The sequence below is a fragment of the Exiguobacterium sp. s193 genome, assembly GCF_018618755.1.
Taxonomy (GTDB): Bacteria; Bacillota; Bacilli; order Exiguobacteriales; family Exiguobacteriaceae; genus Exiguobacterium_A.
Genome location: NZ_JACSMR010000003.1, coordinates 112,420 through 125,224, shown reverse-complemented (window position 1 = coordinate 125,224; position 12,805 = coordinate 112,420). Strand labels below are relative to the sequence as shown.

Annotated in this window: 14 protein-coding genes; 7 read left to right on the top strand and 7 right to left on the bottom strand. The window is 48.3% G+C overall.

From position 1 onward, the window contains the following. The first annotated feature begins 87 nt into the window (after positions 1-87). Entirely contained in the window at positions 88-1,320 is a 1,233-nt protein-coding gene (locus tag KNQ04_RS06670; protein WP_214848348.1) for a DEAD/DEAH box helicase, read from the top strand. A gap of 99 nt (positions 1,321-1,419) precedes the next feature. On the opposite strand, the gene KNQ04_RS06665 is transcribed toward KNQ04_RS06670, so the two are convergent. The 3 genes from KNQ04_RS06665 to KNQ04_RS06655 form a co-directional block, all read right to left on the bottom strand. Next, entirely contained in the window at positions 1,420-1,827 is a 408-nt protein-coding gene (locus KNQ04_RS06665) for a DUF2231 domain-containing protein (protein ID WP_214848345.1), read from the bottom strand. A gap of 79 nt (positions 1,828-1,906) precedes the next feature. Beyond that, positions 1,907-3,073: a sensor histidine kinase gene (locus tag KNQ04_RS06660; RefSeq protein WP_214848342.1), complete on the bottom strand. Its 1,167-nt coding sequence runs from the start codon at positions 3,071-3,073 to the stop codon at positions 1,907-1,909. Then, entirely contained in the window at positions 3,066-3,743 is a 678-nt protein-coding gene (locus KNQ04_RS06655) for a response regulator transcription factor (RefSeq protein ID WP_214848339.1), read from the bottom strand. Before KNQ04_RS06655 ends, KNQ04_RS06660 begins: the two co-directional genes overlap by 8 nt. Before the next feature lie 112 nt (positions 3,744-3,855). On the opposite strand from KNQ04_RS06655, the gene KNQ04_RS06650 reads away from it, so the two are divergent. The 3 genes from KNQ04_RS06650 to KNQ04_RS06640 are packed head-to-tail and all read left to right on the top strand — an operon-like array spanning position 3,856 to position 5,629. Further along, positions 3,856-4,167: a hypothetical protein gene (locus KNQ04_RS06650; protein ID WP_214848336.1), complete on the top strand. Its 312-nt coding sequence runs from the start codon at positions 3,856-3,858 to the stop codon at positions 4,165-4,167. A gap of 11 nt (positions 4,168-4,178) precedes the next feature. Beyond that, positions 4,179-5,069, top strand: coding sequence for an FAD:protein FMN transferase (locus tag KNQ04_RS06645; protein WP_214848333.1), 891 nt, complete (start codon positions 4,179-4,181; stop codon positions 5,067-5,069). Beyond that, complete coding sequence (locus KNQ04_RS06640; protein ID WP_214848329.1) at positions 5,057-5,629, top strand: ferric reductase-like transmembrane domain-containing protein; 573 nt, start codon at positions 5,057-5,059, stop codon at positions 5,627-5,629. Before KNQ04_RS06645 ends, KNQ04_RS06640 begins: the two co-directional genes overlap by 13 nt. A gap of 16 nt (positions 5,630-5,645) precedes the next feature. Here the strand turns inward: KNQ04_RS06640 and KNQ04_RS06635 are convergent, their stop codons facing one another. The 4 genes from KNQ04_RS06635 to KNQ04_RS06620 form a co-directional block, all read right to left on the bottom strand. After that, on the bottom strand, positions 5,646-6,431 hold the full coding sequence (locus KNQ04_RS06635; protein ID WP_214848325.1) for an alpha/beta hydrolase family protein: 786 nt from the start codon (positions 6,429-6,431) through the stop codon (positions 5,646-5,648). Between the two features lie 1,600 nt (positions 6,432-8,031). Further along, the gene (locus KNQ04_RS06630; RefSeq protein ID WP_214848323.1) at positions 8,032-9,588 is read right to left on the bottom strand and encodes an ABC-F family ATP-binding cassette domain-containing protein; all 1,557 of its coding nucleotides are present in this window, start codon (positions 9,586-9,588) and stop codon (positions 8,032-8,034) included. Positions 9,589-9,623: 35 nt separating this feature from the next. Then, positions 9,624-9,797 (bottom strand): hypothetical protein, encoded by a 174-nt coding sequence (locus KNQ04_RS06625; protein ID WP_012371785.1) that lies wholly within the window; start codon positions 9,795-9,797, stop codon positions 9,624-9,626. Positions 9,798-9,884: 87 nt separating this feature from the next. Continuing rightward, positions 9,885-10,331, bottom strand: a complete 447-nt coding sequence (locus KNQ04_RS06620; protein ID WP_214848321.1) for a hypothetical protein — start codon at positions 10,329-10,331, stop codon at positions 9,885-9,887. A 144-nt stretch (positions 10,332-10,475) separates the two neighbouring features. On the opposite strand from KNQ04_RS06620, the gene KNQ04_RS06615 reads away from it, so the two are divergent. From KNQ04_RS06615 to KNQ04_RS06605, 3 genes are read left to right on the top strand one after another with little or no spacing between them, the layout of a single operon-like run. Continuing rightward, positions 10,476-10,805 (top strand): hypothetical protein, encoded by a 330-nt coding sequence (locus KNQ04_RS06615; RefSeq protein WP_214848727.1) that lies wholly within the window; start codon positions 10,476-10,478, stop codon positions 10,803-10,805. Beyond that, complete coding sequence (locus KNQ04_RS06610; RefSeq protein ID WP_214848319.1) at positions 10,802-12,028, top strand: glutathionylspermidine synthase family protein; 1,227 nt, start codon at positions 10,802-10,804, stop codon at positions 12,026-12,028. The genes KNQ04_RS06615 and KNQ04_RS06610 overlap by 4 nt, the downstream gene beginning before the upstream one ends. Next, positions 12,025-12,660, top strand: a complete 636-nt coding sequence (locus KNQ04_RS06605) for an NAD-dependent epimerase/dehydratase family protein (protein ID WP_214848317.1) — start codon at positions 12,025-12,027, stop codon at positions 12,658-12,660. Before KNQ04_RS06610 ends, KNQ04_RS06605 begins: the two co-directional genes overlap by 4 nt. The last annotated feature ends 145 nt before the right edge of the window (positions 12,661-12,805 follow it).

Here is a 12,805-nt window from a genome sequence, read left to right as displayed (position 1 = left end):
AAAAGCACGGCTGTGGATAACTGTTTTTGTCGATTCGAAGCAGGTTATCCACAGCTTTTTTCTGTGGATAATTTTTAGGAGGATACTATGTCAACATTTGAAGCACTACACATTCAAGAACAATGGGTCAAGAAATTACAAAAACAAGGCATCAAACAACCAACGCCGATTCAGGAGCAGGCGATTCCGCATTTGCTCGCCGGTCGTGATTTAATAGGAAAAGCGCAGACCGGTACAGGGAAGACACTTGCGTTCCTCTTGCCGATTCTCGAACAAATCGATTTAGAAAGCAAAACGGTCCAAGCATTGATCGTCGCACCGACACGTGAACTCGCGCGTCAGATTGCAGACGAAACACACAAGTTAATCCGAAACATGGAAGATATCCGTGCGCTGGCTGTATACGGCGGACAAGATGTCTTCAAACAAATTCAACGTCTCGGGCGGATGCCACAAATCATCATCGGGACACCGGGCCGGATTTTAGATCACGTCGGTCGGGGAACACTCGATTTGAGCGCGCTAAAGACACTCGTCTTGGATGAAGCCGATCAAATGCTTCAAATCGGTTTTCTACCGGAAATCGAGGATATCATCGCGGCAGCACCGGTCGATCGTCAATTCGTCATGTTATCAGCGACGATGCCACCAAAAGTCGAGCAGCTCGCGAAAACGTATCTGCGTGACCCGATCGAAGTTCAGGTCGAAGCTGAAAAGGTGACGGTCGATGCCATCGAACAATTCGTCGTCGAGACGACAGACCGTCGCAAACAAGCGACGCTTCGGACGATGCTTGATGAAATGCGCCCTTATGCAGCAATCATCTTCTGCCGGACACAGCGCCGCGTGACAAAATTGAACGAAGAACTACAAATGCAAGGTTATCCGACGGACGAGTTACACGGTGGATTGACGCAAGGAAAACGTGAAAAGGCGATGTCGAAGTTCTATCAAGGGAAAACACCATTCTTGATTGCAACCGATGTTGCGTCACGTGGACTAGATGTCACAGGTGTCACACACGTCTTCAACTATGACTTACCGGACGATGCGGAAAGTTATGTTCACCGGATTGGCCGGACGGGGCGTGCTGGAAACGACGGCGTCGCCATCTCAATCGTTACACCGAAAGATGGGCGGAGCTTCCGTGACATGGAGCGTGAGCTTGGTGTCGAAGTCACTCCAATCGTCGTCGAGTTATCAGATGAGATGATTCGGGCGCAGCATGACCAAAGTAAAGGGACAAAAGCACCAGCTGAAGGACGTGGTAATACACGTCGTTCGAATAATCGTCGCCCCGGGCGAGCGCACCGTAAGTAAATGGAATGCGTATGATGTGTCATCAATCTAAAAAAATCCCGTTTCCATTCATCGGAAACGGGATTTTTTATCGTTGAAGAGGCGCTTTACGGGTCTGTGTTATTTATAGACCATCTGTCCACCAAGGTGACCGGCATAAGCAAGTAACCCACTACCAATCACAGCGACGACCAGGCTGAGAATCACCATCAATTTTTTATTCGACCGGTAACCGAGCAGCAGGAGTACGAAAGCAATACCGAAAGCAATCAGGCTGAATAAAGCAAAACTCTCATGGTTCTCAATTGCCGCGTGACTCGCATTCAAGGTCGAACGCGCATAATCCTTTGTTTCATCGCCCGACAGGTAAGCGGCGACTCCCGCGAGGAGACCGACAAATAAGGTAATCAAGGCAAATAATTTGAGTTGGACCCATTTTAAACTAAACAGTAATAACAGCGTAGCAAAGAGTAAGAGACCGATTGGCGCATGGACAAGTAACGGGTGAAGCGGGACACCAGCAATCATATGAAACCCTCCTAAAGTATGGACTATGCAACTACCCTTACCTTACCCTCGCTATCTGATAGTTAGCTGACGGTTTTTGTTAATGTGGGAAATGAATTGTAAAGCGCGTTCCTTCATTTAGTGCCGAATCCAGCTCAATCTTTGCACCATGAGCATCAGCGATTGAGCTGGCAATCGCGAGACCGAGACCTGTCCCGGTTCCGTGGCGAGCATGGTCCCCGCGATAGAAGCGTTCGAAGATTTTGGACTGATCACTTTTCGGGATACCGATTCCCTCATCAGCGATTGTCAGCTGAACTTCGCCAGGTGCTTTTAACAAGCGGACCTCGATTGCGCCATCACTGTAGACAGAAGCATTCTCTAAAAAGACCATTAATAAGCGCGTCAATTGGTTAGTATCACCTTTAATTGATAGGTTCGACTCGATTTCGATTCGTAGTGTCCGATTGGGTAGTGTATGGGCGAACCGTTCAGCGGTCTTTGAGACAAGTGCACTGAAATCAACAGATTGCAGGGTGACGGATTGCCCCCCGCGGGCAAGCAACAGCAAGTCCGCGACGAGCAATTGCATCGAAGTCGTTTCGGCTTTTAAATCGGCAAGAATCGTTTGGCCTTCACGACTGAGTGGTTCGGATTCAAGTAACTCGATGCCACTATACAGAATCGTCAGTGGTGTTCGTAATTCATGTGAGGCATCCGACGTGAAACGACGTTGCCGGTCGAAAGCTTGTTGGACGGGCTGGACGGCTCGACCGGCGAGAACGTAACTGACGCCCATCAAAACTAACGTCGACAAGACGGCGATGCCAGATAGGATGGCGATTAATCGTTGAAGTGTATCACGTGTAGCAGAAGTTTCTTTTAGAAGCACGATGGAGCCTTCCTTCGTATTGCGTTGATACAATAAAAAATGGTGGTCTTCGACGGTCACTTTTTCAGTTTCTTGAGCGGAGGATACGAAACGCTGAACGGTTTCTTCTTTTACATCATCCGGAAGGTTCGAATACTGTTCTTCGCCCGTTTCGTCCAGCACTTGAAAATAAATCGGGTTAGGCGTCAAGCGATCTTCACCATGTTCGATTCGTTCGAAGACGTCACGGTTCGAGATGTTTTTTAATTGATTGAGCTCTGTCTGGTCGAGTAACCGTGCCGTCGTAAAATAGACACCAACGAGTATGAGGATCAATAACAGTAAAAAGGTCCCACTGAATAAAAGTGTCAGCCGCTTCCGGATCACTTCAAGCATGGTGGTCACCGAGGCGATAACCAAAACCGCGAACGGTTTTGATGAGTGCAGGTGCACCGACTGCTTCTAATTTTTTACGGACGAGACGGACCAGGGCATCGAGGGCGTTGTCCGTGACGTCGGCACCGATTCCCCAGACGACTTCGATGATCAGTTCGCGGCCCATGACTTGTTCCGGTCGGCGTAATAAGAGGGATAAAAACTCAAATTCACGACGTGTCAATTCCAGTGGATGCTGATTATAGGAAATCGTTTGGGATGAGACATCGAGTTCGAGTCCTTGGTAGGAGACGGTATCGACGAAGGCTTTCTTTTGTCGACGACTCAGTGCACGGAGACGGGCAAGCAGTTCATTCGATTGGAACGGCTTAACGAGATAATCATCGGCACCACTATCGAGACCATGGACGAGGTCGATTTCTGTATCACGAGCCGTCAACATCAAGATTCCGCCTTCAAAACGGTTTTTCCGGAGTTCAGCTGCGACCTCAATCCCGCTTTTATGAGGCATCATCCAATCGAGAACAAGCAAATCGTAACGAAACGTCTGACATTGATCGAGTGCATCAATCCCATCTATCGCGACATCGACTTGATAGCCAGCACGTTCGAGATGCAGCCTTAGCATCTTCGCGAGCCGCTGATCGTCTTCTGCAATCAATACACGCATGAATTTTCCCTCCGCGTTCATTTTTTCTTATTATCCCATAGTTGCCGTCAGCTAGTTATCAGTTTTTAGCGCTACAGTAAAGATAACAAGAAACGAGAGGGGATGAAGAAAGATGAAACCAAAGCCGTTTGCGAAATGGATGGTCGGTTTAAGTAGTACGGTTTTCATCGGTCTAGCGATTGGTCAATTGAGTGTCAGCTCAAACGGACAATCGACGACACCGGTCAGTACAGGGGATACGTATTCAAATGAAACAACTTTCCCGAGTCAACCCACACAAGGGGATTCTTATGATGACGAGGAGTCAGACGATGATGGCGGATATTATGATGATAATGATGATGAGGGATGGTCAGAGGATGACTCTTCCGGATTCAGCCAGCCGAGCGGAAACAGCGATGGACGCTCAAGCCATTCGAAATAGGAGGTCAAGTGATGGAACGTCAACTCTATTCGATGCATAATACGATTCGTTTCGTGACGGAAAACCAGATTCCTGAAGAAGAATGGCAAGAGATTGAACGATTCTTCAGCTACGTTGATCGAGAGTGGTCACGGTTTGCTGAAGCGAGTGAAGTGAACCGTTTGAATCGCCTTCGAATCGGTGAAACCTTATCGATTTCGTTACCACTCGCTCGGTTATTAAAGCGTTCGATTCGTTATTTTGAACAGACGGAGCACTATTTTTCTCCGTTTCTTCTTGAACAACAACAGGCGAACGGATACCGGGATTCATTTCCGTTTCACTATGCGACTGAGTCGGAACGGGTTGGTCCCCCGGAGATTACACCATTCATTCTCGAAGGGCTTGAAGTGACACGTGTTGGTGGAGGAGCAATTGACTTAGGTGGAATCGGGAAAGGCGCAGCCGCAATGATGGTGGCGCAACGGCTTCGGAAAGAACGACGACGCGGATTGATTGAAGCTGGCGGTGATGTCGTCGTCTGGTCGGACGAAACACCATGGAAGATTGGCATTACACATCCGCATACAGAAGAAGAAATCGCGGAAATCAGCCTTCGACAAGGGGCGGTCGCAACATCCAATCGGATTTATCGCTCCTGGCGTGTCGGTGAACGGGTCAACCATCACTTACTTGACGGCAAAACGGGGCGACCGATTGAGACACCGCTCATTCAAGTGACTGCTTCTGCTCCACAGCTGTACGAAGCGGAAGTCATGACGAAACTTGCTTTTCAGATGACAGAACAGGAACGGCAAGAGAAATTATTCAAATGGTTTCCGAATGGGCGATTATTATTACTCGATGCGTCAGGTGAAATCATATCCGAGAAGAAAGGAGAGTGCGCACTATGGACTGGTTGAAATGGATGTTTTCGACCTGGACGATGATTCGTCTAAGTGGGCTAGCGGGTCACTTTTTGATGACGTTATCCGTATTAGCGGGGTTATTAGGCTCGTTTCCGAATCTCCGAAAACAAAAAGCACGACTTCATAACATCCATCTCTACAGCGGATGGGCCGGACTACTCGCGATTGTCCTCCACGCGACGTTGATCGTCGTGGATACGTATGCACCGCTATCCATCCTCGAGATTTTGATACCGGGCAACGCCTCTTACGAACCACTGTGGAATGCCTTTGGGACAATCAGTCTTTATCTCTTCGGTTTTGTCCTGATCACGTCGGACTTCCTAAAAGAGACGCTCGGAAAAACCTTATGGAAATTAACGCACTGGCTTGTCTTACCGGCTTGGGGATTGATGACGCTCCATGGTCTCTTCATCGGGACAGATACGGGAACGTTGTTTACGACAATCTGGTATGCGGCTTCGACACTGACATTCATCGTATTGATTCTTTACCGGATGCGTCTGCGTCCTAAAACAAAAGTTCAAATAAAACCGGAATCCTCGACGTCTTAAGAGGATTCCGGTTTTATTATCGTTGCCCGAGCCAGTTCGTCCATGCGACGAAAGCATCTTCCCGATTTTCGATGTAGTTGTGATCACTGTCGACGACCAGTTCTTCGAAGTAACCGGCGTTTTGAAGGAGGTCGTGGTGGAGTGCTTTGACGGATGTTTCATCCCGTTCAGACGTGACGAGCAATGCCGAGCGGTCCTTTAGTTCTTCCTTGAGCGCAAGAAGATTCCAACTCGCATGGTTGGCCTTTAACTCATCGAGTAACGTGTCACCGTCAGTCGCTGTAAGGAAAGACGCACCGCGGCTGAGAACACCGCGTAAGGCTTCCTCATGTTCCGGATAGTCGAGGATCAGTTGACCAATCAGACCGAAGTTGAACGGTGAAATTCCGATGTAGTGTTTGATGTGCGGAACGGCGGCAAACGCGTGCAGACCAGCAAACCCACCCATGCTGTGACCGACGATCGTGATTTGGTCGGCAAGAACATCATGCTGTTCTGTAAAAGCGGGAGAAGCGACATGCTCCATGATGGCTGTCGCATCTTCCAGGACATGACGAAAACGAAACGCACCCGGACTGCCAATGGTTCCGCGGTAAGAGGTCACGAGGACATGATAGCCGATTTCTTGGAGACGGACTGCCCAGTCCATGTTCAATTGTTTCCCGGGAAACCCGTGGAAGAGGACGATTAACGGAGCAGGACCTGTACTTGCCGGAGAATACAGACGGCAGAAGAGCTCTTCGTCACCTCCGCTCGGTATGGCAATTAAAGAAAGACTGGCTTTTTTCGTGATCGTTTCCATCTCATTCGCTCCTTTAAAAAGTTTCGTATGTTTCATAGTGTGATACAAGTTAGGAAGCAAAGCAATCGTTAAGTCTATGAACAAAAAATAAAGTGGGAGAAGAACGTTTTGCGACCGCAGTTTGAGAGCCGGGATGGAGGTGTGCTTGTAATCGACTTGCTTGTAGTGTGCCGCGCTGCTCCACCTTGTCTCGTCTCCGAGCGGCGGGCGTCCACGCCGCTTCACTGTGTTGCAGGGTCGCGGACGCCCGCTTTTCGCTACGGAAGCGATTCAAGTCGGCATGCGCGCCAAGGTATTGTCGTCCTTCTTAGGGAGAGCTTAAAAAAGCTTTCTTTTTCGTTGACTCCAAGTCAGAGATGTTCCGTTTCGAATGGAAGCGTACTGGTATAAAGAGGTGCGTAGTGTGCCGCGCTGCTCCGCCTTGTCTCGTCTCCGAGCGGCGAGCGTCCACGCCGCTTCACTGCGTTGCAGGGTCGCGGGCGCCCGCTTTTCGCTACGGAAGCGATTCAAGTCGGCATGCGCTTTAAAATATTCGCGTTACATGTCGTTCTTCTTGGGGAGAGCTTAAAAAAGCTTTCTTTTTTTTGACTCCAAGTCAGAGATGCCCCGTTTCGAATGGAAGCGTACTGGTATAAAAAGGTGCGTAGTGTGCCGCGCTGCTCCATCTTGTCTCGTCTCCGAGCGGCGGGCGTCCACGCCGCTTCACTGCGTTGCAGGGTCGCGGACGCCCGCTTTTCGCTACGGAAGCGATTCAAGCCGGTATGCGCTTTAAAATATTCGCGTTACATGTCGTTCTTCTTGGGGAGAGCTTAAAAAAGCTTTCTTTTTTTTGACTCCAAGTCAGAGATGCTCCGTTTCGAATGGAAGCGTACTGGTATAAAAAGGTGCGTAGTGTGCCGCGCTGCTCCATCTTGTCTCGTCTCCGAGCGGCGGGCGTCCACGCCGCTTCACTGTGTTGCAGGGTCGCGGGCGCCCGCTTTTCGCTACGGAAGCGATTCAAGCCGGTATGCGCTTTAAAATATTCGCGTTACATGTCGTTCTTCTTGGGGAGAGCTTAAAAAAGCTTCGCTTTTCCGTTGACTCCTACGGGATAAGGCGCGTTTTAACGCGCTGTCAGAGGCAGGCGAGACCCTGCTTCTTGTCCTTACGGGACAAGGAGCAACGGCTTGCGCCTCGCCTGAGGAAAGCAACGGAAAGGAAGAAGCTTTGAATCACATATGATTGCGCCGTTCATCCAAAGGACCTGACAAGTCATGGCTTGAGGAAAGCAACGGAAAGGAAGAAGCTTTGAATCACATACCACTGCACCGTTCATCCAAAGGACCTGACAAGTCATGCGCTTGAGAAAAGCAACGGAAAGGAAGAAGCTTTGCATCCCGTACGACTGCGCCGTTCATCTAAAGGACCTGACAAATCATGCGCCCGAGGAAAGCAACGGAAAGGAGGAAGCTTTGAATCCCGTACGACTGCGCCGTTCATCCAAAGGACCTGGCAAAATCCGCATTACCGCCATTCTCTTTTTTGATACAAAACAAAAAGAGCCGCCCCGATCAACAGGGCGGCTCCAATCATCGTTCTTAAAACAGTAAGAGACAATCAATCAAAAGACTTTCGTCGTCCATGATTCACAGTTCCATAAGTCAGTTGCGACTGCTTCATAAAATTCAGGTTCGTGCGAAATCAAGAGGACCGTTCCTTTATATTCTTGCAAGGCCCGTTTCAATTCCTCTTTCGCTTCGACGTCCAAGTGGTTCGTCGGCTCATCGAGAACCAGAATGTTTGATTCCGTGTTCATCAGCTTACAGAGACGGACTTTCGCCTTTTCTCCACCGCTGAGCACTTCGATTTTAGATTCGATGTGTTTTGTCATCAAACCACATTTCGCGAGCATCGCCCGGACTTGTTGTTGCGTCAAGGATGGGAACGTTCCCCAGATTTCTTCGATACACGTGTTCGAATTTTTCTCTTTGATTTCTTGTTCGAAATAGCCGATGTGCAAGTTTTCACCACGATCGACCATCCCTGAGACAGCGGGAATCTCACCGAGTAAACTTTTCAGTAATGTCGACTTCCCGATTCCGTTCGCACCATGCAAGGCAATCTTTTGCCCCCGTTCGATCGTTAAATCAAGCGGACGCGAGAGTGGTTCGTCGTAGCCGATGACAAGACCTTTTGCTTCGAACATCAGCTTGCTTGGTGTCCGAGCCGTCTGGAAATGGAATTCCGGTTGCGGACGTTCTTGTGCAAGCTCGATGACATCCATCTTGTCGAGTTTTTTCTGACGAGACATCGCCATGTTTCGTGTCGAGACACGCGCCTTGTTACGGGCGACAAAATCTTTAAGTTCAGAAATTTCTTGTTGTTGCCGCTTAAAGGCAGACTCCAATTGTTTCTTTTTCGCTTCATGAACCGTCAAGAAATTATCATAGTCACCCACGTAACGGCTCAAACCTTGATTTTCCATATGATAAATCAAGTTGATGACGCTATTTAAGAATGGGATATCATGCGAAATCAAGATGAACGCGTTCTCGTAATCGTTGAGGTACCGTTTCAACCATTCGATGTGTTGCACATCAAGATAGTTGGTCGGCTCATCGAGTAACAAGATATCTGGTTTTTCAAGTAAGAGCTTCGCAAGTAAGATTTTTGTACGCTGACCGCCACTTAGTTCGTGGACATCACGGTCTAAGCCGATTTCATCGAGACCAAGACCACGGGCGATTTCTTCGACTTTTGCGTCGATCGTATAAAAATCATTATTCGTTAGAATGTCTTGTAAGACACCGACTTCCTCAAGCATCTTTTCGAGTTCTTCGGGCTCGACTTCACCCATCTTCGCATACAGGTCATTGATTTCCTGTTCGATATCGAACAAGTATTGGAATGCCCCTTTTAGCGCATCACGAATCGTTAATCCTTTTGCGAGGACGGCATGCTGGTCGAGATAACCGACACGGACATGTTTCGCCCACTCGACTTTTCCTTCGTCCGGTTCGAGCTGAGAAGTGATGATGTTCATGAAGGTCGATTTCCCTTCACCGTTTGCTCCGACGAGGCCGATGTGTTCACCCTTTAACAGGCGGAACGAGACATCTTCGAAAATCGCACGATCACCAAAGCCATGGCTTAAGTTTGATACCGTTAAAATACTCATAACTACTCCCTTATTTCATGAATTCAATGTTGTGATTAGACACCTGTACGTTTTTTCTGGTTGTTCGTCTTTTTCGTCTTCTGGCTCGTCATCTGTTTCGTTTCCGTTCCACGAAGACCAGTCGGACGTTTTGTCTGTGATTGTTTTTTTGCTTTTAATTGTTCAATCATCGCTTCTTGAAGTGATAATTTTTTTGGTTGTTCGCTCATGTGTGTTCACCTCGATTAATTCGTTCTTATCTTATAGTATGCCAAAAAAAACGCTTTTTGAAAACGAACTCTACTTAATTCATCCTTTTAACGGACATCTTGACCGAGATAAATGACATAACAATTCCGGTCAAGGTCGATTTCGCAGCTGTCGCGCTCAAACGTTCCATGCTCCGGCACGATGATTTTATCTTTGATTAAATAGCGCATCGCTTGGACATGGTTCGGGACGGTCATCGTTTTGAGGAGCGGGGATGAACCGCTCGGCATGTACCGGCGAAATTCAAGATGGATCTGGTGTGGGGGATAAATCCGGTCCTCCGCATCGAGCGGGGAAGCTTCGATATGATCGACAATCAGTTGATCGTACTCGCCATCCATTTCGTTGGAGCGTAATTCATACAGTTGACCTTCAATGATATGAAATTCACATAATTGATGGGCGATGATTTCATCCGGTTCGATCGCGAAACGACTGTATTGATAAATCGACTTAAACTCATCTTGATCTTCGACATAATAAGCAAGTGACATCGTGATTCCTCCTTGTAACGGCATGATATGTTCTACTCGGGCGATCAGAAAAAAGTTCCGGTACGACAAGGAAACTTTTTGAGGAGAAAAAGCGTATACTTAGAATAACAAATTGTTAGGAAAGGGGTATGAATTGTGAGATGGATGAAACAAGCATCACTTGCGGCGACACTTTTGATTGGAACGACACTCAGTGGTTGTGGTGCTGACGATGCACAAGCTGAGCGTCCGGATGATCCGGACTGCGACAATTATGAATACGATAATGAAGAAGGCGTCTGGTATTGTGATGATAAGACATCGACGCATTCTGGTTTTTATTACTGGGGAGGCAGTTATTTTGCATCCCGTGCCCTGATGCATAGCGCGATGCGGACGAAAGGATATACACCGAAGTCAAAAGCCGTCAAAAGTTATAATGCGAAGACAAAAGGTTTTGGGACGGGCTCGTCGTCTGGTTTCTTTGGCGGATGAGTGAACGACAGGATATATATGGCGATATTGAAGCATTTTGGGATGTGTTAGATGGCGAAGTCTATGCGTTGACAGATGTGCTGACGGTTTCGATACAGACGATAGAACGTCTACGAACGGCTGCCCGAGACGTGTATCTGATTTTCGAAAAGATTGCTCCGATTTTGCGGACGATGGAGGACGAAGCATTACTCGAGCTCGGGTACCCGGAACAATCCCTGCCGTTTCTTCGTTTAGAGACGATGCGTCCCTTGTCGATCATCAGCCGATTTGACTTCATCGTGACGGACGAACGGATTTCCGTCATGGAGTGGAATGCGGATACGCCGACGTTTATTAAAGAATCGTTTGACGTGAATGACCGTGTTGCGAAAAAACGTCACTGGATGCCAGTCAATGCAGGCGAGTCAGCCGAATTGGGTAGAAGTATCCGTCGGGCAATCGAAGCTGCGACACACCGGACGGGTGAACGACCACACATCGTCTTTACGTCGCACGGGGACAATATCGAAGACCGTTTGACGACAGAATATCTACAAGGGTTTGTTGACGGCGCCTCCTATTGTCCGCTCGACGAACTGGAGATTCGGGCGGAAGACGGACTGTACGACCAACATGGGAAGCGGATTGATATTTTATATCGGCAAACGTTCCCGGTTGAGATGGCATTACTGGACCGAGACGAGGAAGGGCATGATCTCGGCGTCTTACTGCTCCAACTCGTCGAACAGGGATTACTTGAAATCATCAATCCGCCAGCTGCCTTCTTGATGCAGGCGAAGTCCGTTCTTGCAGTCATCTGGACACTACACGAAACGGGACATCCTTACTTAACGGCACGAGATCATCAAATCATTGCGCGTTATTTTTTGCCGACTTACTTAGAGCCGGATGTATTTCTTGAGCGACGCTGTCGATTCGTCGAAAAACCGATTTTCGGAAGAGAAGGCGACACAGTGACAATCTATCAAGGGGACGGAAAAGTCCTGTTGTCGAACGAACAGCGTTCCTTTAGCGAGCAAGCATCGGTTTATCAAGAGTATCGAGCATTGCCAACTTATGAACTTCGTGATGGGGCAGAAGTTGCTTACATGTACGGCGTATTTGTTCTCGGTGGACGGGCAAGTGCAATCGGTGTCCGGGCAGGTGAGCGAATCACCGGAAATCGTTCATATTTTTTACCGATTGGACGATTGCAAGAGGGAGAGGAGGAGACAAGATGAAAGCAGCAATTTTAGGGGCAAGTGGTTTAGTCGGACAAGAGTTAGTCGATCAATTGCTAGCAAACGATGCTTATGAGGAGGTGCACGTCCTCGTCCGTCGACCGATGAATCGGTTTCATCAAAAACTTGAGGAATGGGTGATTGATTTTGATCGGGTGACGGAAATCGAATTGCCAACAGTCGATCATGTCTACTGTGCACTCGGGACGACGATTAAGCAGGCAGGATCGCAAGAGGCATTCCGTCAAGTCGATTACACGTACCCAATCGAAGTCGGGCGGGAGCTGCTTGATTTAGGTGCGACACGCTTCGCGCTCATTTCAGCACTCGGTGCACATCCGAATGCGAAGACATTCTACAACCGTGTCAAAGGGGACACGGAGAATGGATTGCGGGTTCTTGGCTACGACGCCTTATTGATCTTCCGTCCATCACTCTTGCTCGGCGAGCGGGATGAGTTTCGGTTTGGTGAACAGGCAGCAGCACGCGTTTCGACCGTTCTTCGTCCGTTGTTGAAACGAAGTCCTTATGCACCAATTGAAGCGAGTAAAGTCGCGAAAGCGATGATGGAGCAAACACTCCATGCACCCCCGGGTATTACGATTGTTGAATCAAAAGACATGCAAAAATGAGCGAACGGATTCCGTTACGCTCTTTTTTTCGCTTGAAATTAATATTTGACTAGTCAAATGATTTACGGTTGAATGATAAGGTGCTGTCTCCTATACAAAAAGAAGTGAGACAATTCAGTTAAAATCGTGTGAATCTTTTATCTGC

Coding starts and splice junctions, on each gene's coding strand:
- KNQ04_RS06605 (WP_214848317.1), top strand. CDS start 12,025: ATGAAAGCAGCAATTTTAGGGGCAAGTGGTTTAGTCGGACAAGAGTTA.
- KNQ04_RS06660 (WP_214848342.1), bottom strand. CDS start 3,073: ATGCTTGAAGTGATCCGGAAGCGGCTGACACTTTTATTCAGTGGGACC.
- KNQ04_RS06630 (WP_214848323.1), bottom strand. CDS start 9,588: ATGAGTATTTTAACGGTATCAAACTTAAGCCATGGCTTTGGTGATCGT.
- KNQ04_RS06650 (WP_214848336.1), top strand. CDS start 3,856: ATGAAACCAAAGCCGTTTGCGAAATGGATGGTCGGTTTAAGTAGTACG.
- KNQ04_RS06670 (WP_214848348.1), top strand. CDS start 88: ATGTCAACATTTGAAGCACTACACATTCAAGAACAATGGGTCAAGAAA.
- KNQ04_RS06625 (WP_012371785.1), bottom strand. CDS start 9,797: ATGAGCGAACAACCAAAAAAATTATCACTTCAAGAAGCGATGATTGAA.
- KNQ04_RS06665 (WP_214848345.1), bottom strand. CDS start 1,827: ATGATTGCTGGTGTCCCGCTTCACCCGTTACTTGTCCATGCGCCAATC.
- KNQ04_RS06635 (WP_214848325.1), bottom strand. CDS start 6,431: ATGGAAACGATCACGAAAAAAGCCAGTCTTTCTTTAATTGCCATACCG.
- KNQ04_RS06620 (WP_214848321.1), bottom strand. CDS start 10,331: ATGTCACTTGCTTATTATGTCGAAGATCAAGATGAGTTTAAGTCGATT.
- KNQ04_RS06640 (WP_214848329.1), top strand. CDS start 5,057: ATGGACTGGTTGAAATGGATGTTTTCGACCTGGACGATGATTCGTCTA.
- KNQ04_RS06645 (WP_214848333.1), top strand. CDS start 4,179: ATGGAACGTCAACTCTATTCGATGCATAATACGATTCGTTTCGTGACG.
- KNQ04_RS06610 (WP_214848319.1), top strand. CDS start 10,802: ATGAGTGAACGACAGGATATATATGGCGATATTGAAGCATTTTGGGAT.
- KNQ04_RS06655 (WP_214848339.1), bottom strand. CDS start 3,743: ATGCGTGTATTGATTGCAGAAGACGATCAGCGGCTCGCGAAGATGCTA.
- KNQ04_RS06615 (WP_214848727.1), top strand. CDS start 10,476: ATGAAACAAGCATCACTTGCGGCGACACTTTTGATTGGAACGACACTC.